The organism is Lentilactobacillus parafarraginis DSM 18390 = JCM 14109, from assembly GCF_001435895.1.
GTDB lineage: Bacteria > Bacillota > Bacilli > Lactobacillales > Lactobacillaceae > Lentilactobacillus > Lentilactobacillus parafarraginis.
This window is the reverse complement of record NZ_AZFZ01000057.1, coordinates 1-18160: the sequence shown is the minus strand read 5'-3', so window position 1 is coordinate 18160 and position 18160 is coordinate 1. Positions and strand designations below refer to the sequence as shown.

Here is an 18160-nt window from a genome sequence, read left to right as displayed (position 1 = left end):
GAATATCCCGGGCTTGGATATTTGGATTGTTTGCCTATACGGCCGGAAGCTGCTTTAGGTCGCACGTTTCGACAATGTAATAGTCGGATAAAAATGAAGAGGTTGAGACAATCGATACTTTCGTCTCAACCTCATTTAAAAAGCCCTGATCAGTTGTCAGGGCTTAACTTAGATTGTTCGAGTTAACTACTTAACGGTGCCGTTAATTTGGCGGATTTCGTCAACGATTTTGAGCAGGTCGTCGGCGGCAGTTTTGTAGTCGTCCAACTGGCTTCCAAACTGCTTGTTAAAGCCATCTAACCCACCGGCAACAAATGCGTATTCGTAGTCGTAGACTTTATCATAGGCAGCCGCAAATCGTGCCAGTAAGTCGTGGTGGCCCCCATCCAACTGTAACGCCATCTGAACTACCCGAAAGTCGGTGTAGCCCATTTCAAATTGAATGGCCCATGCCCGGATGAAGTCGTGTTGCGCAGCAATATGGGCGTAGTGATGCTCGGTATTCCAAGTGATGCGATCCAGTGATTTGATGACATCTAACATAAAAAATCCCCCTTAATGACTTGACTCATCAGAACCTTACAACTAACTGTGATTCACTTCTATTGAACGCTTTTTGATAATGAGGTGCAATTAAAATGATTCATTTTTCAAGTGCTATAAACAAACGATTTTTGAATCAGCTGTGAATAATGCCGAGATACGCAACTTACGGCTTGATATTCTTGAAGGACGGGGCATCCAAGTAAAATCCTAGTGAAAATTTACTAGTAAAATTATTGTATTGTGTTTCACAAACACTTGGAATATAATTCAATTCATGCAGAAAAAGGAATTATTTCACAAATATGGAGGCTGACAGTATGTCTAAGAAAGTTGCGTTAGTTACCGGTGCCGGACAAGGGATTGGTGAGGGAATTGCCGTTCAATTAGCAAAGGATGGGTTTGCCGTTGCCCTTTCCGGTCGTCATCTGGATAAGGTTCAACGAGTTGCCGATGAAATTGAAAAGGCGGGCGGCGAAGCGTTTGCCATTGAAGCTGACGTTCAGTACCGCGATCAAGTTTTCGATTCCGTTCAGAAAACCGTTGACCACTTTGATCACTTGGACGTATTTGTTAACAATGCTGGGATCGCCCACGTTGCGCAAATCTGCAACACGAAAGAAGAAGACCTCGACAAACTGCTTGATATCAACGTCAAGGGAACGTTCTTCGGCATTCAGGCAGCCGCTGCTCAATTCAGAAAGCAGGAAACCCCCGGTAAGATTATCAACGCATCGTCAATTGCCGGTCATGAAGGTTTTGAATTGTTGGGGGCATACTCAGCAACAAAGTTCGCAATTCGTGGCTTAACCCAAGCAGCTGCCAAAGAATTGGCACGCTACAAGATTACGGTGAACGCCTATTGCCCAGGCATCGTCTTAACCCCAATGTGGGATCAAATTGATGAGGAAATGGGCGAAGTAAACCAAGTCGCTAAAGGTGAGTCGCTCAAACAATACCTCCAGGGGATTGCGTTGGGACGTGGTGAGGAGCCTGAGGACGTTGCTAACCTGGTATCATTTTTAGCAAGTGAAAAAGCAAATTACATCACTGGTCAGGCGATCATGGTTGACGGTGGAATTAAGTACGTTTAAATTAATTGCTGGTTTAATTGACAGACATGAATTAAAGGCCCACAGTGGGCACTTAATTCATGTCTTTTTAATAATTCTGAGCGAAGATGGTTGATGTGAGAAATTTAGCCTATAATCTAGTTGTGGACTTAATCACAAATTAGGGGGATGTCAGAATGTCAAAGTAAAAACCATTTATCAAATCACCAGTCGTTCAGTTTAAGACCGGAACGTTATCGTTAGACCAAATTGAAGCTATTTTTGACGTATTACCATTCGAGATTGATTTTCTTGATGTGAGCGATCGATTCACATGGTACTCCGATAAGCCGAAGCGTGAATATCCGCGCCACGTTTCTGACCTTCAAAAAACCATTCAACAGCTTCATCCGGGCCCGGCAGGAATGTTCGCCCAAAAGGTCATCGATTCGTTTAAGGCGGGCAAACAGGACCACTTTGAACAGCCACTGAAGCTGAATGGTCAAATGGTTTATATCAATTACTACGCTCTGCGTGACCAGGATGGCAACTATCTTGGAACAATTGGTTATACAGGTACGGTTAACCACATTGCTGATTTAATTAAACATGGTGCCTGGGATCAGGATGTGACAACCGGGGCTTCCATGCATCAATCGATGAAATCACCAACCAAGGCCGTCCCAAATATCGCCGGAATGGGGAGGCCAAAAGCTGATAATAAGGATTCGTCAAGACCAGATATCACGACCAGCGCTTCTCATACTGGGATGAAAGACGATCACTAGTTGTCTGAGGGGCAATCAATGCAATAAGAAACGGCAACCCACATTTTTGTGAGTTGCCGTTTCTTGCTTTAATTTGCGTTAATTATTTAATGAGTTGGGGTTGAAAGATGCCCATCACCGTGTCTTGGGCGGTGAATACGGGAACTTCATGACTCAATGCACTGGCAACAAGTTGTTTTTCGTCAGGAGTCTCATCTTGAGAACTCAGGGCAAACGCAACCTTCTCAGGCCATTGCATATTTGGTTCGTAAACTTTAATGTTGAATCCGCTGCTTGCCAATTTATCAGTTAAGTCTTTATCGGCGGCATCGAATTTGGAAAGTAACACTTCTCCTTCAATGGTGTCGGTATTGATGTGGTAACTATCGAAGAGGGCGTTGTGAAGCGCTTCTTGCAGTGTGTCACCACTACCAATATCTTCACCAGTTGACTTCATTTCTGGACTTAAAGCAGTTGGGGCACCCGGTAACTTAGCAAATGAGAATACGGGTGCTTTCACATAAACCTTCGTTGGTTCTGGGAACATACCAGGCTTGAGGTTTAAGTCTGCCAATGAACTGCCAAGAATTAAGTGGGTAGCTAACTGAGCCAAATGCATCTTGGTAATCTTGCTCATGAATGGGACGGTTCGAGATGCCCGCGGGTTCACTTCGATGACATAAACATCATCGGCACAGATAAATTGAATATTCATCATCCCAACCGCGTGAACCTTCTTACCGATCTTAGTGGCAATCGCACAAATCTTTTCTTTCTGTGCGTCAGTTAAGTGCTGTGGCGGATACATTGCGATTGAATCGCCAGAGTGAATCCCGGCTCCTTCCAAATGCTCCATGATACCTGGAATGAAGACATCCTTACCATCGCTGAGAATATCAACTTCACATTCGGTGCCTGGGATGTACTGGTCAATTAGAATTGGCTGACCGGCACTTGCCTTGAGGGCCGGTACTAGGTACTCATCGAGTTCAGCGTCGTCATGCACAATGGCCATGCCCTTGCCGCCCAGGACAAAACTTGGGCGAACGAGAACTGGGAAACCAAGTTTGTGCGCGATTGCGTGAGCTTCTTCGCCGTTCAGCGCGGTATCACCACGAGGATGGGCAATATCTTGATCAATCAGGAGTTCTTCAAAGTCATGACGGTTTTCGGTTTGCTCGATTCCGTGCATGGAGGTCCCCAGAATTCGAACGCCGTGTTTTGTGAGACTTTCCGTTAAGTTAATAGCTGTTTGACCACCAAACTCAACGATAACTCCCAAGGGCTTTTCAAGGTTAATAACGTTCATCACATGGTCAATATCAAGGGGCTCAAAGTAAAGCTTGTCTGAAATTGAGAAATCGGTCGAAACCGTTTCTGGGTTATTGTTGATAATGATTGCGTTGTAACCGGCTGCCTGAATGGCTTGAACACAGTGAACGGTTGCGTAATCAAATTCAACCCCTTGGCCAATCCGGATTGGGCCGGCACCAATGACAACGATACTGTTTCCGATTGGTTGGCTTTCGTTTTCACTGCCGATGGTGCTGTAGAAGTAAGGTGTTTCACTTTCAAATTCGGCGGCACAGGTATCAACCATCTTGTAAACCAAATGCTGATCGGCTTGCTGGTCAAGGTTAGCTAATTTGTGTTCGGTTGTTTGGTTAACTGCTTCAATCATGGTGTTGTTGAAGCCCATTTGCCGAGCTTTGAGGACTTCGTCGGCATTCAAATGGCTTCCAGTCAGCTGTTTTTGCATCTTGATAATTTTTTCCAGCTTGGAAAGGAAGTAGAGGTCAATTTTAGTTGACTGATGAATCTGTTCAATTGTGGCGCCCTTGCTTAGGGCAGCGAATAATTCGAATAGGCGATAATCAGTTGGAGTTTTAATCTTTTCAAGCAGTTCGCCTACCGACATATTTAATGTATAGCTTGGAATTAAGTCGCGCTGAGCTTGTTTATCAAGCTCAAGTGACTGAACAGCTTTAAGAAGGGACTCTTCAATATTACCACCGATGGCCATTACTTCACCGGTTGCCTTCATTTGGGTTCCCAGTTTGCGGTCTGCGTTTGTGAATTTATCAAAGGCAAAGCGCGGTATCTTGGCAACAACGTAGTCCAAAGCCGGTTCAAACATCGCGTATGTGGTTTGCGTAATTGGGTTGAGAATTTCGTCGAGGTTCAGGCCAATGGCGATTTTAGCAGCAATTTTGGCGATTGGATAACCGGTTGCCTTTGATGCCAAGGCTGATGAACGACTAACCCGGGGGTTAACTTCAATGACAAAGTAGTTTTCACTATTTGGATCTTGGGCCAACTGAACGTTACAGCCACCTTCGATTTTAAGCGCGTTAACGATGGTCAGGGATGCGTCACGCAACCGCTGATATTCTTTGTCGGTTAAGGTTTGCGTTGGGGCAAACACAATTGAATCACCGGTATGAACGCCAACCGGATCAAAGTTTTCCATTCCAGTCACAATAATTGAACTGCCATGGTGATCACGCATAACTTCGAATTCAATTTCTTTAAAGCCAGCAATGCTCTTTTCAACCAAACACTCCGTTGAAGGCGACATCGTCAACCCACGGTTCAAGATGGTCTTCATTTCAGCGTCGTTATGGGCGATTCCGCCACCGGTACCGCCTAACGTATAGGCTGGCCGAATGATCACCGGGTACTCGATTTGATGGGCAAAATCGATCCCGTCTTGTAAGTCGTAAACCGTCTTTGATTCGGGAATTGGTTGGTGAAGTTCTTTCATTAGGTCCTTGAATTGTTCACGATCTTCCGCTTGGTTGATGGTGTGTAAACTTGTGCCTAGAAGTTCAACGCCTAATTTATCCAAAATGCCATCCTTAGCGAGTTCAACGGCAAGGTTTAAGCCGGTTTGACCGCCAAGGGTTGGTAGAATTGCATCGGGATGTTCCTTCTCAATAATCTTCTTCAAGCTTGGAACGGTGAGGGGATCTAAGTAAACTTTATCCGCAATCTCGTCATCGGTCATGATTGTAGCCGGATTCGAGTTTACCAGAATAACCTGATAGCCTTCTTCTCGAAGACTGAGGCAGGCTTGACTGCCGGCATAATCGAACTCAGCTGCCTGGCCAATCACAATTGGACCGGAACCAATAATCAATACTTTTTTAATATCTTCTCGCTTTGGCATTAATGAACCCCTCCGTTGACATGCATTAAATCGATGAACTTATCAAATAATGGTTTTGCATCATGTGGTCCGGGTGCAGCTTCCGGGTGGTATTGCACTGAAAATACTGGTCGTCCGGGATATTGAAGCCCTTCACACGTTTTATCATTGACTTCAATCGCGGTGACTTTAAGTGGTGAGGACTTAACGGAATCAATGTCCACCGCGTACCCATGATTTTGAGCAGTCATATAAATTTCGCCAGTGATTAAATCCTTAATTGGGTGGTTACTGCCACGATGACCAAATGTCATCTTATAAGTGGTGGCGCCATTGGCCAGTGCTAACAATTGATGACCCAGGCAGATACCGAAAATCGGGAAGTGATCCTGAAGCTTCTGAATAACTGGTAGGAAGTCGCCATAATCTTGCGGATCACCAGGTCCATTAGATAGAAGAATCCCAGATGGATGCAGTGCTGAAATATCTTCGAACGTAGATTCAGGTGTAACAACCGTAACATCAATTCCCCGTTGCTGTAACGATTGAACAATGTTTGATTTCACGCCGAAGTCAACGACTACAACGTGTTCGTTCTCTTTGCCGTCCGTAACGGAACGGGTTGCTGATTTAACGATCTCTGCCTCGTGAGCAGCTTCAGTTTCAGTTGCTTTAACGGGTTGGTTGGTTAAACTAGCTTTCATGGTTCCGTATTGACGAATAATCTTGGTTAGCTGCCGAGTATCAATACCGCTGATCGCTGGAATGTGTTGCTGTTTCAGAAATGCATCAAGGGTAATCACACTTTGGTAGTGGAAAACATCGTCAGTCATTTCACGAACAACCACGGCGGATGCTTGAATTTGATCGGATTGGCTCGTCCCTAAGGAAATGCCGTAGTTGCCAATCAGTGGGTACGTAAATGTGATGATTTGGTCTTTGTATGATGGGTCCGTCAGATTTTCCTGGTAACCAGTCATGTTCGTGGTGAAAACCAATTCACCTTTGATTTCGGCCGCCAAGTCCCCACAGGCTTCACCAACGAAAACGTCGCCGTTTTCAAGAGTTAGATATTTCTTCATTTCCGAACCTCCTAGTTTTGTTCCTAACATGCATGTGGCATGAGCAGCTAACGCTTTTGATACATAAAGATAGATGCTTTTTCACAAAATGTCAAGTCGTTTTATACAGAATATCGTCAAATATGGATATTTATGATTATATATTTATAAAAATGCATATATATAAACTATTGTGAAACGGTCAAAATTGCATTATCTATACATAAGAACATAGTCGAATTTACATGAAGGGCATTTATTGGATAAATACACATTTTTAAAATAATTTTGAAATAGCCTTGTGTTTTTGGCCAAAATGTCATATGATTTCAATAACGAATTAAAGGACCTTTAAATTAACCCCGTGAGGTTAAGAAGGAATCGGTGAACCTAAGTTTAACTTGGGAGAATCTGCAACCTCTTTACCCAACGGCGGTAAAGAGGTTTTTTAATGCAAACAAGTTGATTGTATGACGATTTAATTGTTTCCGTGAGAGCAAAACGTCAAAAATAGTGATTTCACTCCACTAAATGGGCGCTTTGCGATGACGGCAAGGCGCTCATTTTTAGGAGGAATTCACCATGATGCAAATCACCAAACCGGTTAATTTTGAAAATGTTGTCAGTATGGAAGACCTGTCCGCACAGGATGTGATGTCATTTATCCATGAAGCAATTGAGTTCAAGCAGGGTAAGCAAATTGAACTCAGCCGTCCGGTATACGCTGCTAACTTATTTTTTGAAGGCAGCACGCGAACTCATACCAGCTTCGAAATGGCTGAACGGAAACTTGGCCTTCAAGTTTTGAACTTCGACCCAGCAAACAGCTCACTTAAAAAGGGCGAATCAATGGGCGACACCGTTAAGACTTTCCAAGCAATCGGCGCTGATGTGCTTGCCATTCGCGATAAGCATAACGAGTACTACAAGGACTTGATTGAGGATCCCAATATTCACCTTGGGATTGCGAATGCCGGTGACGGTTCTGGTCAACATCCTTCCCAATCATTACTGGATATGATGACCATTTACGAAGAGTTTGGCCACTTCGAAGGATTGAAGGTCGCTATCGTTGGCGACTTAGCTCACTCACGAGTTGCGCGCTCCGATATGGAAGTTCTCACTAAATTGGGAGCTCACGTATACTTTGGCGGTCCTAAAGAATGGTACACCGAAGACTTCCAGAAGTACGGCGAATGGCTGCCAATTGATGATTTAGTCGATGATATGAATGTGATGATGTTCCTTCGGGTTCAACACGAACGGATTGCGGCTGATGAAAATGGCAGCTTCTCCGCTGAACGGTACCACAAAGTGTATGGTTTGACCGCCGAACGCGAAAGTCGAATGTTACCAGATTCAATCATCATGCATCCGGCTCCAGTTAACCGAGACGTTGAAATCGCCGATGAATTAGTCGAATGTGATAAATCCCGAATCTTCCGTCAAATGGAAAATGGTGTTTTCGTTCGGATGGCGATCATGACCAGTATGCTGCGGTATCGTGGCCTGGTTAAGGAGAGCTACTAAACGAAGTCTTCCTATTATTAAAGCGGCAACGAACATAGTTCATAATGAAGGGATTTAGACATATCATGAAACGTGTGATTGCGAATGGTCGGGTACTTGAAGCGGATAAGTTAGTGAAACGGGATATTTTGATTGAGGATGGACAAATCCAAGCGATTGAACCGAAGATCAAAGTTGACGACACTATTAATGAAGTAATTGATGCAAAAAACAATTTTGTCAGTCCAGGATTAGTTGATGTGCACGTTCATTACCGTCAGCCTGGTCAAGAGGATAAGGAAACGATTAAGACTGGCAGCCAGGCAGCGGCGCACGGTGGTTTTACAACGGTGGGCGCAATGCCCAACTTGACGCCGGCTCCCGATAGCGTTGACCATTTTGACGCGATTAAAAAGCTGAATCAGCAAGACGGAATTGTGCATATCAAGCAGTACGCGACGATCACAACTAACCGTGAAGATGATGAATTGGTTGATTTTGCGGCTTTGAAGCAAGCAGGCGCCTTTGCATTTAGTAACGACGGTAATGGTATTCAAAAGAGCAGTACGATGTATGAAGCAATGCAGCAGGCTGCTAAGTTAGATATGGCGATTGTTGAACATGTTCAGGACGACGCGCTCTCATATGGCGGGGTTCTGAACGATGGGGCTGCCAACCGGCTTCATTTAAAGGCAATGCCCTGGGTGAGTGAAACGGCGCAAGCTGCCAGGGATATTGTCTTGGCTGAAGCAACTGGCGTGCATTACCATATCTGCCATGCCTCATCAAAGCACACGGTTGAATTGATTCGAGCCGCTAAAAAGGCTGGCATCAACGTGACTGCTGAGGTTACCCCGCACCACTTACTATTATCCGATGACGCAATTACAACTGATAATTCGAATTACAAAATGAATCCGCCACTGAGAGGTGAGGATGATCGTCAAGCACTTATCGAAGGGTTACTTGACGGCACAATTGACATGATTGCAACCGATCATGCCCCTCATACAAAGGCGGATAAGGACAAATCGATTGCTTTGGCAGCGTTTGGAATTACTGGGAGTGAAACGGCCTTCGACATGCTTTATACAAAGTTTGTGAAGACTGGCAGGTTTACCTTGGCACAGTTAATTAACTGGATGGCCAAGAAACCGGCATCAGTATTCAAAATGGCTGCAGCAGGCAGCCTTGAAGTTGGCAAACCGGCTGACATTGCGGTTTTCGATTTGGATCATGCGCACAAGATTCAGGAAAGTGATTACCTCTCTAAAGGAAAGAATTCACCATTTACAGGACAGACGGTCTATGGTGAAACCGTCATGACCTTAGTAGATGGCAAAATCGTCTATCAAAAATAAGCGTTGAGTTAAATGCAAACTGATCGCAAACTAAAAGCGCGCTACATTCCGTAATTGGAGGGTAACGCGCTTTTAGTTTGGATATTTAACAGCACTATCTTAAAAACAGCATGTAATAGCTGACAGCCGAGACCGCCTGGGCGGTGTTGACCTTTCCAGCTTTAATCCAGTCGAGAACTTGCCTGAGGCTAACGAGTTCCGTATTAACGAACTCATCGTGATCAAAATGTTGTTGAACTCGATTCTTAGGGTTGAATTTGATCAGCATTAAATCCGCAAATTGATCCATGAAACCCTCGGACGAGGTGATTCGGGTCATCTTTTGAACAGAATCGGCAACGTATCCGGTTTCTTCTTGGAGTTCGCGTTTGGCGGCTTGTTCACTGGTTTCGCTGGGGTTTACAATTCCCGCCGGAACGGAAACCGAATCGGCATTCACACCTGCCCGATACTCACTCGTCATCACAACTTGATCGTCCTCTGTAATCGCCAAAATGGTGATGGTTGGGTCAGTGCGAATTAAGTCCCGCTCAACTTTTAGACCGTCAGGCGTTTGAATATGAAGCTGGTCAACCGCGAAGACCCGGCCGGTATACATATTTTTTTGATCAATTATTTTTCCTGGTTGATGCCATGTGTCAAACATTGATTGAAAGCCTCCCGTAGTGATTAACCTGATTTTAGCACAGGTAATGTGAAGGTCGGGGCAATTTTTAAGGACACTAATCTATAAAAACTGACGATCAATTAAGATTAGCTGGTGAGCTTGATCCCCACAATGCTAATTAATAGTAGAATAACAAATGCCCAGGTCATCATGGATAGTTTGTCACCGAACAGGATGATTCCGGCGATGACGGTGCCAACCGCGCCAATTCCCGTCCAAACTGGATAGGCGATTCCAATAGGCAGAGATTTAGTTGCGTGTGCCAGAAGCAGGAAACTAATAATCATGCCAACGATGGTTACCACCGTCCAATCCAGCTTTGTGAATCCGTGGCTAAATTTCATCGAAATGGCCCAAACGACTTCAAACAATCCTGCAATAATCAATGTAATCCAATTCATTATAAATTCCTCCTGTAACCAAAAAAGTACCCCTTCACAATCCCTTCAATGACCTAATGGGATTGGAAAAAGTACTTGGTGTTTGCTACCCGGTGGCAGTCATATTTAACTCTCTGTACCATAGCACATTGGAACTGACTTGCCAATCAGTTTAACTTTGGTAAATTATCGACAAGTTGTGGAACCGCAGATATTTGAAGTTTAATGTTTTAAAACCCGTACCCGGTAAACCGCGTCAATATTGCTCAACGTATCGATGAGTTTGTTATCCTCTTCGTTCTTCAAATTATCCAGATCAATCATCGTATAAGCTACATCTTTACGAGCCGCATTGCTCATGCTTTCGATGTTAATCCCGGCGTTAGCGAGGGCTGTGGCAATCTGGCCCACCATGTTGGGGATGTTCTTATGAATGATGGTAATTCGGTACGGCGCAGCAAATGGCACCGTCAAATTTGGCAGGTTAACGGAATTCTGAATATTTCCAGTTTCCAAATACGTACGAATTGTGTTGGCACCCTGAGTGGCGCCGTTCACCTCGGCTTCATCAGTTGAACCGCCAATATGGGGAGTGACAATCACGTCATTGCGGTTTAATAAAATATCTTCACCGAAGTCGGTCATGTAAGTGGCCAGCTTGTTATCATCCAGTGCGGCAACCGCTGCCTTGTTATCGACGATGCCACCCCGTGAATAGTTAAATAAGTGAGCACCAGGCTTCATGACGTCAAGCTGGTCTTTGCCGATTAATCCGGTGGTTTCTTCGTTCTTTGGCACGTGAACCGTTACGTAGTCGGCATCCTTCAAGGCAGCGTCCAGTGTTCGGGCTCGGGTGATGGTTGTTGAGATGTGCCATGCGGCATCTGACGATAGGTAGGGGTCATAGCCAATGACGTTCATGCCGAGGACGCTGGCAGCGTTTGCGACCAGTGAGCCAACGTGACCAACACCAATAACGGCCAGCGTCTTGCCAGTCAGCTCAGTACCCTTGAACTTGGTTTTATCATGTTCGGTCCGCAGTGAAATATCGGCACCACTGTTCTGAGCTGAATAGGCCGCTGCGGCGAATAAATTACGCGAGCAGGCAACCAGCAGCGAAAGGATGAGCTCCTTAACGGCGTTGGCGTTACTGCCGGGGGTGTTGAAGACTGCAACACCCTTTTGAGTGGCTTGGTCTAAGGGGATGTTGTTGAAACCGGCGCCGGCACGGGCGATGACCTTTAAGCTTTTTGGAAAATTCTGATCGTGAAGGTTCACTGACCGAATTAAGTAGGCGTCCGCGTTATCGGTTTGGTTAATTTGGTATTCTTTGGTGAACTGATCGAGTCCGGCTTGGGCAATTGCGTTATAGGTTTTTACTTGGTACATTTCAATTCCTCCTAATGTTGTTTTTCAAAATCGCGTAGAAAATCGACTAGCGCGGCAACGCCCTCAAGTGGCATTGCATTATATAGACTGGCCCGCATACCACCAACGCTTCGGTGACCCTTTAAGTTCTTAAGTCCCACCTCGTCGGCCGCTTGAATCACCTGTTTGTCGAGTTCTGGATCGGGTGTCTTGAATGGCACGTTGGTAAGCGAACGGTCTGATTTTTTAATGTTGTTATTAAAGAGCTCCGAGTTATCCAAGAAATCATAAAGCAGTGACGATTTCTTGCGGTTAATGGCCTCAATTCCAGCAATACCGCCCTGATCTTTTAACCACTTCAGGACAAGGCCGGTTGCGTAAATGGCAAAAACTGGCGGGGTATTAAACATTGAATTCTTTTTGACGAACTTTTCATAGTCCAAAATGGTTGGAACGTGGTCGACGTGTTTAACCAAATCATCACGAACAATCACGATTGTGACGCCGGCTGGTCCCAAGTTCTTTTGAACGCCGCCGAATATCAACCCGAAGTCTTGAACGTTGTATTCTTCAGCCATAAAGTTGGATGATAAATCCCCAACTAATGTGACATCACCGTGTTCTGGAAGGGTGTGGTAGGCAGTTCCCTCGATGGTATTATTGGTGGTGATATGAAGGTAGTCATAGTCCGCAGAAGAAATAGGATGCGGCATTTTTGGCAACTCAGTATAATGTTGTTCCTTGGTGGAAGCCAGAACGTCCACGTCAACGCCGAGATTGGCAGCTTCATCACCGGCACGGCTTGCCCAGTGGCCACTATCCAGTAATGCGATCTTATGATGATTGGTGGCCAAGTTAAGGGGAACGGCCGCAAATTGACCGGTACCGCCGCCTTGGAAAAACAGAATGTGATAGTTGTCAGGAACGTGCATCAGATCTTTGATATCCTGCTTAGCCGTATTGATGATATCATCGAACATTTGAGAACGATGAGAAATCTCAAGAATACTCATTCCAGATCCCTGAAGAGAAGGCAACTCCTCTTGAATGTGCCGAATAACCGGGTCGGGAAGCGTTGCCGGACCTGCTGCAAAATTATATACCGTCATGAACTAGAACTCCCTTTCATAAAAATAACTTGGTGGTGCCGATGGTGCTGAGAACAAAAAGACCCTCACAGTGGTTCGATCGCTGTGAGGGCCCGTCATTCTCGGTATAGTGGCCTCACAGTGATGTTGAACGTTCATCTATGTGAGACCTTTTGCTGGTAAATTCATACCAAAAGATAGCCTACATAGATGTCACTGTAGACCAGGAGGATGAAGTTGTTTGCATTAAATTAATTAAAGTCGCAGTCATCAGGTAACCTCCATATCTTTCTAATTAAAATCTAACAGAACCGTGACAGAAAAGCAACCCAATATTTCGTAATAACTAAATAAAATTCACTAATCGTTAAATATCATTCGGAATTTGCTGATTTTTACCAAAAGTGATCGCTTTGTGTTTTGGCCTAAATATGCGATAATGATTCAAACTCACTCTGGAGGCAAATAAAGATGACTGAATTTTATTTTGTGCGCCACGGCCAAACGGCTGCCAATGCGGCCGGCTTGAAGCAGGGCACAATTAATACTGAGATTACATACCTAACGGAAACCGGGCGCAAACAAGCTCAAACAGTTCACGAACACTTCGACATTGCGTTTGCGGATCGCATCATTGCAAGCCCGCTGCAACGGACTCGAGATACTGCTGACATATTGAATCAAAGTGCGCACTTACCGGTAACCTATGATAAACAGCTTTTGGAAATTTCCTATGGTGACTGGGACGGCACAAAGAATTCTGACTTGGAAGCAAAATATCCCGACTTATTTGATCATGTGCTTGATGATGTTCTCCCAAGCTATGCTGGTCAGGCCCATGGCGAAACGTTTGACCACGTCATTGGGCGCGCTGAAGCATTCATGCAGGCGACCGCAAAGACGTATCCCAACGATAAAATTATTGTGGTTACTCACGGCTTTACGATTAAGGCGGCGGTTCTTGCAGCCCTGGGACACCCACAAAACATGATGGTGATTCAAGAGCCGGATAATCTCAGTGTGACCCACATCACTTTGGAACAAGTAACCGGGGCATTTTACCTTCGTTATTACAATCGGGTGGTTGGGTCACAGTTCTGATTTTCTTGCCAGAATAAATTTTGCCATTTGCGATTGAGATAAAAAAGGTTTCCGATTTTTTCGGAAACCTTTTTAAGTCGCTATTAAGCGACTAATGAATAGACAAGATAGATTAGAAATCCCAAACATAGTCCCAGGGATCCATTAATGAGAATCTTTACCGAGCAGACGAATGTTTCTCGTTTTACCTGTTTGTGAGTAAAGAGACGCATTTGTTTGATGATCATTGGGAGCATCACAACGATTGCGATCAGGGCAATTGGATAAACGCCCACGTAAATGCCAAAGAAGATGAGCAGAATGGCCAAAACGTTTAAAGCGTTCCACAGCCACACAGAAGTTTTGACGCCCAAATAGTGCACGATGGTATGGCGCTTATTCATTTCGTCCTCATGAGCGTCACAGATGTTGTTGGCAAACATGATGTTGGCAATCCAGACAAATTCCGGTGACGCCGCAAGTAAAATTTTCCATAATAATTGGCTGTCCCACTGGAAAATCTGATAGGAGTTTATGTAAACTGAAATCAGGGTAATCATCACGCCCATCGTGAAGCCCGATGCCAGTTCACCAAATGGCGTGTTGGAGATCGGAACTGGTCCAGCAGCGTACAGAAGGCCGATTAAAAAGCAGAAAATGCCCATCCATAGAAGTGGCCAGCCAACCTGAACCGTTAGAAACACACCGATTCCCATCGCCACGAAGAAGAAGGTAGCCATGATCCCTTGAAGTAGCGGGATCGAGAGGTGTTCACGGCCGATAATATTGGTACCGGTCTTGTAGATTTCAAGATCTGAGTGACGATAGTCGTTGTAGTTGTCCCAGATATCGACGAACATGTTGAATAAGAACATGGCAACGAAGAATAAAATTGCGTACGCGGCGTTAACTGAATTTAAGAAGTACCAGCTGAAGAATAGTCCCACAATAAACGGGAACACGCTGGCTGACTTGGCCTTAAATTCAACTAACTCAAGAAAGTTTGCTAAACTCATTATAACCCTCCATAATAAAAGTAAGTTTCAATCGATTTAATGCGGATCGATCAAATCATATAGTTAAATTATATAACACGCAAGCGTAAGTGAGGAATTAATCATGACCCTAACGAATAAAACACCAGAATCAAAAGTGCAGTCGCTTTTTAATCAGATTGCCCCCAACTATGACAAAATGAACTCCTTAATCAGTTTAGGTAATCATCAACAATGGCGAAAAGTTGCTATGCAGCGGCTGGACGTCCAACCGGGAAACTTTGCGATTGACGTGTGCTGTGGTTCAGGCGACTGGACCATTGCGTTAGCCAAGGCGGTCGGTCCTTCGGGGCAGGTAATTGGCCTTGATTTTAGCGATCAAATGTTGAAAATTGCCGCCAAGAAGGTTGATGAAGCCGGGTTAAAGGACCGGGTAACGCTTGTAAAGGGAGACGCGATGCACTTGCCATACGATGATGATAAGTTCGACGTTGCCACCATCGGTTTTGGTTTGCGGAACGTTCCCGATGCCAATCAGGTGTTACGTGAAATGGTTCGGGTGGTCCGTCATAACGGTAAAATTGCCTGTTTGGAAACTTCGAAGCCCACTAATTCGGTTGTGAAGCTTGGTTGGAACGCCTACTTTAGAACGGTGCCGGTGATGGCCAAGGTGGCTGTCAATAAATACAGTGAATACCATTACCTGTTACGCACGACGAAGGAGTTTGTGTCAGCAGATGAGCTGGCGCAGATGTTTGAGGACGCGGGGATGCATAACGTGACGTATAAGAAGTTTACGCTGGGGGCCGCTGCACTCCATCTTGGAAGGCCGTAACCCGGTTTAGGCATAATCCCCTATGTTAAATATAATTGTCTTGTGCTATAATTTTGCCAATTCTGATGCGGGCTAAAACGGATCTGCCGTTGAGTGTCCCATTAAATTTGGAAAAGAAGATGCTCATATGGCAAAAGAAGTTGCAACAACGAAAGCACCAAGCGCAGTGGGGCCTTATTCACAAGCAGTTCAAGCAGGAAATACCCTGTACTGCTCGGGTCAAATTGGGTTAAACCCGGAAACCGGAAAGTTTGCGAGTGCAAACGCGGTTGATCAGGCAACCCAAGCGTTACATAATTTACGAGAAGTTGTGACGGCGGCCGGTTTTGACTTCGGCAACGTTGTTAAAGTAATCGTATTTATGGCCGATGTTAATGACTTTGGGGATATTAACAAGGTTTATGACCAATTCTTTGGTGGTGCAAAGGTGTTACCAGCTCGTTCAGCAGTGGGTGTGAACGGTTTGCCACTTGGAGCGAAGGTTGAGATTGAGGCAATTGCTGTGAAGGATTAAGCGTTATGAAAAAGGGAATCATGACTGCTTTGTGCAGCGATGATTCCCTTTGACTTTGTAAGCCAGCGGTTATTTGCCATTATTATGGTGACCATTTGGGGCCTTCTCGAAGAATACAATATAGATCATTCCGATAAGCCCAATAAGCATAAAGGCCGTTTCAACATACCAATTTAAGCTATGTAGGTTAATGCTGAACGCAGGTTTTACGCTGGTTATAAAAATGACGAGGTACACCCAAAAGGCGATATCGAAATAGAATTTCTTGTTGATCATTTTTGCTCTCCCCAAGTAGTGCCATTCGTCTTGTTTCCAGCATGGCTCTGTCTCTTAATTACCGCACTCAGCATAAGTGCCAAGCTGATAAGAAGACCAATTAAGTCTAAACTCGCATCAAAGTTCAAATGACCACGCTGTACAAGATCATAACTATTTGAAATCGCGAGGACTAAGCCAAACCAAAAACTGAATGTCTTGTAAAAAAAGTGATTCAAAGTCAAGTTACTCATTATCATTACCTCCGTATTATTAAGCAGTGAGACGTTCGATATATGAATCTACGAGAACTGATTGATAATTACAGAATCGCCCCAAATAGGGAATAATACAAGCTATGTCTGATAGACACTGATACGACAGTATTTGAAACCTTTTGTAGACCTAATTTTCTGATAATGAGAATTAACTTTGTTTGCTTAACCTAAGACTAGTTTCGGTTTATCTGGTTGCTGTTTTTTTTCGTTTTCGGATATGTGGGTAAAAGCAAGTGATTAGTGTTACCGAAATCGATAGTAGAATAATTGTGGTGAGCTGACCGCTGATGACGCCCAATTTATATGCTTGGTTATTTGTTTTAAGTAATTCAAAGAGCTCAGTATTCAGTGGAACTATAATTGAATTTATGAACAAAGCGGCGATCAGTACTATTGACACAATTATAACTTTAGATTTACTTTTCGACGTATTTTCCGTTGGATAACTCAAAGCAAAGAGAATTAGGTTCACAATTAGAAAAGGTATGATAATTGAACCGTCCAAATTTAATACTTTGAATATATGTCCATAAGCTATTAATGTCAGGATTAAATCTAGAAAATAGGAAATTTTGGCCACAATTTCAGCTCGTTGACCCTGCTTATCTTGCTCAGCGTAGTGTTTTAGAAGATTGTTATCTCTTAACAGATCATCCGTTGAGATGTCGAAAATATCACTTAATTTTGTAATGCTGCTAATGTCGGGATAACCGCGCCCGTTTTACCAAGCAGAAATCGTTTTTCTGGATACGTGAAGTTTGTCTGCAAGTTCCTTTTGAGTGAGGTTATTTTGTTTACGATAATATCTTAGCTTTTCTGAAACGTCCATGTGTTGTGTCTCCTGTTGGTTGGCTTCATTAATTATGTAACAATAACTAGACCCTTGTCAATCTGCATGTCTAGTTATTGTAGGTTCGAATAGTATTGCATTTATATTATAAGTTAGATAGATTCGAGTTGAGACTGATATCTAATCACTGAAAACATGGAGGTAACAATCATGAATAAATGGACATTGAATCGTTTCTTTTACCAAACATTGAATTTTTGGCTTGGACTAGCTTTTGCCGCTTTAGATGTATATAGCATTGTGCAGCGGGGAAGCGTTAATTTGGATGCAAACTTAGATGTTATTGGAGTTGTTCTTAGTATTGGACTTATTTTAAGTTCTCTAGTGAAAAGAGAGAGGTACTCTACTGATAAAAAGAAGCGGTCGCTTTAACGGGATCTAGGGTCTGTCTTAAAACAAGCTTTTTAGC

The 18160-nt window shown here is 44.1% G+C and carries 18 protein-coding genes; 8 read left to right on the top strand and 10 right to left on the bottom strand.

Features of this window, described 5'->3' with window-relative positions; genetic code table 11:
- Positions 1-186: 186 nt before the first annotated feature.
- A complete protein-coding gene (locus FD47_RS11480; protein ID WP_054735923.1) occupies positions 187-543 on the bottom strand; it encodes a hypothetical protein in 357 nt (118 codons plus the stop codon).
- Positions 544-863: 320 nt separating this feature from the next.
- Here FD47_RS11480 and FD47_RS11475 point away from each other — a divergent pair, with 320 nt between their 5' ends.
- On the top strand, positions 864-1637 hold the full coding sequence (locus tag FD47_RS11475) for an acetoin reductase (protein ID WP_054735926.1): 774 nt from the start codon (positions 864-866) through the stop codon (positions 1635-1637).
- A 176-nt stretch (positions 1638-1813) separates the two neighbouring features.
- Positions 1814-2383 carry a PAS domain-containing protein gene (locus FD47_RS11470; protein WP_338043341.1) on the top strand — a complete coding sequence of 190 codons (570 nt, stop codon included), beginning with the start codon at positions 1814-1816 and terminating at the stop codon, positions 2381-2383.
- 82 nt (positions 2384-2465) lie between these two features.
- Here FD47_RS11470 and carB read toward each other — a convergent pair whose 3' ends face one another.
- Both carB and FD47_RS11460 read right to left on the bottom strand, forming a co-directional pair.
- A complete protein-coding gene (gene carB / locus FD47_RS11465; protein WP_054735929.1) occupies positions 2466-5531 on the bottom strand; it encodes a carbamoyl-phosphate synthase large subunit in 3066 nt (1021 codons plus the stop codon).
- Complete coding sequence (locus FD47_RS11460; protein WP_171034993.1) at positions 5531-6592, bottom strand: carbamoyl phosphate synthase small subunit; 1062 nt, start codon at positions 6590-6592, stop codon at positions 5531-5533. Before FD47_RS11460 ends, carB begins: the two co-directional genes overlap by 1 nt.
- Positions 6593-7153: 561 nt before the next feature.
- Between FD47_RS11460 and FD47_RS11455 the strand changes: the two genes are divergently transcribed.
- Together FD47_RS11455 and FD47_RS11450 are read left to right on the top strand one after the other, a co-directional pair.
- Positions 7154-8101, top strand: a complete 948-nt coding sequence (locus tag FD47_RS11455) for an aspartate carbamoyltransferase catalytic subunit (protein ID WP_008213507.1) — start codon at positions 7154-7156, stop codon at positions 8099-8101.
- A gap of 65 nt (positions 8102-8166) precedes the next feature.
- The gene (locus FD47_RS11450) at positions 8167-9441 is read left to right on the top strand and encodes a dihydroorotase (RefSeq protein WP_056980696.1); all 1275 of its coding nucleotides are present in this window, start codon (positions 8167-8169) and stop codon (positions 9439-9441) included.
- A 94-nt stretch (positions 9442-9535) separates the two neighbouring features.
- Here the strand turns inward: FD47_RS11450 and FD47_RS11445 are convergent, their stop codons facing one another.
- The 4 genes from FD47_RS11445 to serC form a co-directional block, all read right to left on the bottom strand.
- Positions 9536-10087 carry an NUDIX hydrolase gene (locus FD47_RS11445; RefSeq protein ID WP_054735932.1) on the bottom strand — a complete coding sequence of 184 codons (552 nt, stop codon included), beginning with the start codon at positions 10085-10087 and terminating at the stop codon, positions 9536-9538.
- A 107-nt stretch (positions 10088-10194) separates the two neighbouring features.
- Positions 10195-10509, bottom strand: a complete 315-nt coding sequence (locus tag FD47_RS11440; protein WP_008213512.1) for a DMT family transporter — start codon at positions 10507-10509, stop codon at positions 10195-10197.
- Between the two features lie 201 nt (positions 10510-10710).
- Positions 10711-11877, bottom strand: a complete 1167-nt coding sequence (locus FD47_RS11435) for a phosphoglycerate dehydrogenase (protein ID WP_056980695.1) — start codon at positions 11875-11877, stop codon at positions 10711-10713.
- 11 nt (positions 11878-11888) lie between these two features.
- Positions 11889-12965 carry a 3-phosphoserine/phosphohydroxythreonine transaminase gene (gene serC, locus FD47_RS11430; protein ID WP_056980694.1) on the bottom strand — a complete coding sequence of 359 codons (1077 nt, stop codon included), beginning with the start codon at positions 12963-12965 and terminating at the stop codon, positions 11889-11891.
- Positions 12966-13415: 450 nt separating this feature from the next.
- On the opposite strand from serC, the gene FD47_RS11425 reads away from it, so the two are divergent.
- Positions 13416-14045, top strand: coding sequence for a histidine phosphatase family protein (locus FD47_RS11425; RefSeq protein WP_056980693.1), 630 nt, complete (start codon positions 13416-13418; stop codon positions 14043-14045).
- 83 nt (positions 14046-14128) lie between these two features.
- Here the strand turns inward: FD47_RS11425 and FD47_RS11420 are convergent, their stop codons facing one another.
- Positions 14129-15040: a 1,4-dihydroxy-2-naphthoate polyprenyltransferase gene (locus FD47_RS11420; protein WP_008213516.1), complete on the bottom strand. Its 912-nt coding sequence runs from the start codon at positions 15038-15040 to the stop codon at positions 14129-14131.
- A 103-nt stretch (positions 15041-15143) separates the two neighbouring features.
- On the opposite strand from FD47_RS11420, the gene FD47_RS11415 reads away from it, so the two are divergent.
- A complete protein-coding gene (locus FD47_RS11415; protein WP_054735935.1) occupies positions 15144-15854 on the top strand; it encodes a demethylmenaquinone methyltransferase in 711 nt (236 codons plus the stop codon).
- A gap of 127 nt (positions 15855-15981) precedes the next feature.
- Positions 15982-16368: a Rid family detoxifying hydrolase gene (locus FD47_RS11410; RefSeq protein ID WP_054735937.1), complete on the top strand. Its 387-nt coding sequence runs from the start codon at positions 15982-15984 to the stop codon at positions 16366-16368.
- Between the two features lie 272 nt (positions 16369-16640).
- Here the strand turns inward: FD47_RS11410 and FD47_RS11400 are convergent, their stop codons facing one another.
- Entirely contained in the window at positions 16641-16877 is a 237-nt protein-coding gene (locus tag FD47_RS11400; protein WP_225425020.1) for a hypothetical protein, read from the bottom strand.
- Positions 16878-17622: 745 nt separating this feature from the next.
- Positions 17623-17730, bottom strand: a complete 108-nt coding sequence (locus tag FD47_RS16185; protein WP_082402659.1) for a helix-turn-helix transcriptional regulator — start codon at positions 17728-17730, stop codon at positions 17623-17625.
- A gap of 171 nt (positions 17731-17901) precedes the next feature.
- Here FD47_RS16185 and FD47_RS11390 point away from each other — a divergent pair, with 171 nt between their 5' ends.
- Positions 17902-18123, top strand: coding sequence for a hypothetical protein (locus tag FD47_RS11390; protein WP_225352942.1), 222 nt, complete (start codon positions 17902-17904; stop codon positions 18121-18123).
- Positions 18124-18160 lie beyond the last annotated feature (37 nt).

Excerpts from the sequence above, each read along its gene's own strand:
- FD47_RS11390 (WP_225352942.1), top strand. The coding sequence starts at position 17,902 with ATGAATAAATGGACATTGAATCGTTTCTTTTACCAAACATTGAATTTT.
- FD47_RS16185 (WP_082402659.1), bottom strand. The coding sequence starts at position 17,730 with ATGGACGTTTCAGAAAAGCTAAGATATTATCGTAAACAAAATAACCTC.
- carB (WP_054735929.1), bottom strand. The coding sequence starts at position 5,531 with ATGCCAAAGCGAGAAGATATTAAAAAAGTATTGATTATTGGTTCCGGT.
- FD47_RS11425 (WP_056980693.1), top strand. The coding sequence starts at position 13,416 with ATGACTGAATTTTATTTTGTGCGCCACGGCCAAACGGCTGCCAATGCG.
- FD47_RS11460 (WP_171034993.1), bottom strand. The coding sequence starts at position 6,592 with ATGAAGAAATATCTAACTCTTGAAAACGGCGACGTTTTCGTTGGTGAA.
- FD47_RS11450 (WP_056980696.1), top strand. The coding sequence starts at position 8,167 with ATGAAACGTGTGATTGCGAATGGTCGGGTACTTGAAGCGGATAAGTTA.
- FD47_RS11475 (WP_054735926.1), top strand. The coding sequence starts at position 864 with ATGTCTAAGAAAGTTGCGTTAGTTACCGGTGCCGGACAAGGGATTGGT.
- FD47_RS11415 (WP_054735935.1), top strand. The coding sequence starts at position 15,144 with ATGACCCTAACGAATAAAACACCAGAATCAAAAGTGCAGTCGCTTTTT.
- FD47_RS11440 (WP_008213512.1), bottom strand. The coding sequence starts at position 10,509 with ATGAATTGGATTACATTGATTATTGCAGGATTGTTTGAAGTCGTTTGG.
- FD47_RS11420 (WP_008213516.1), bottom strand. The coding sequence starts at position 15,040 with ATGAGTTTAGCAAACTTTCTTGAGTTAGTTGAATTTAAGGCCAAGTCA.
- FD47_RS11400 (WP_225425020.1), bottom strand. The coding sequence starts at position 16,877 with ATGAGTAACTTGACTTTGAATCACTTTTTTTACAAGACATTCAGTTTT.
- FD47_RS11410 (WP_054735937.1), top strand. The coding sequence starts at position 15,982 with ATGGCAAAAGAAGTTGCAACAACGAAAGCACCAAGCGCAGTGGGGCCT.
- FD47_RS11445 (WP_054735932.1), bottom strand. The coding sequence starts at position 10,087 with ATGTTTGACACATGGCATCAACCAGGAAAAATAATTGATCAAAAAAAT.
- serC (WP_056980694.1), bottom strand. The coding sequence starts at position 12,965 with ATGACGGTATATAATTTTGCAGCAGGTCCGGCAACGCTTCCCGACCCG.
- FD47_RS11480 (WP_054735923.1), bottom strand. The coding sequence starts at position 543 with ATGTTAGATGTCATCAAATCACTGGATCGCATCACTTGGAATACCGAG.
- FD47_RS11435 (WP_056980695.1), bottom strand. The coding sequence starts at position 11,877 with ATGTACCAAGTAAAAACCTATAACGCAATTGCCCAAGCCGGACTCGAT.
- FD47_RS11455 (WP_008213507.1), top strand. The coding sequence starts at position 7,154 with ATGATGCAAATCACCAAACCGGTTAATTTTGAAAATGTTGTCAGTATG.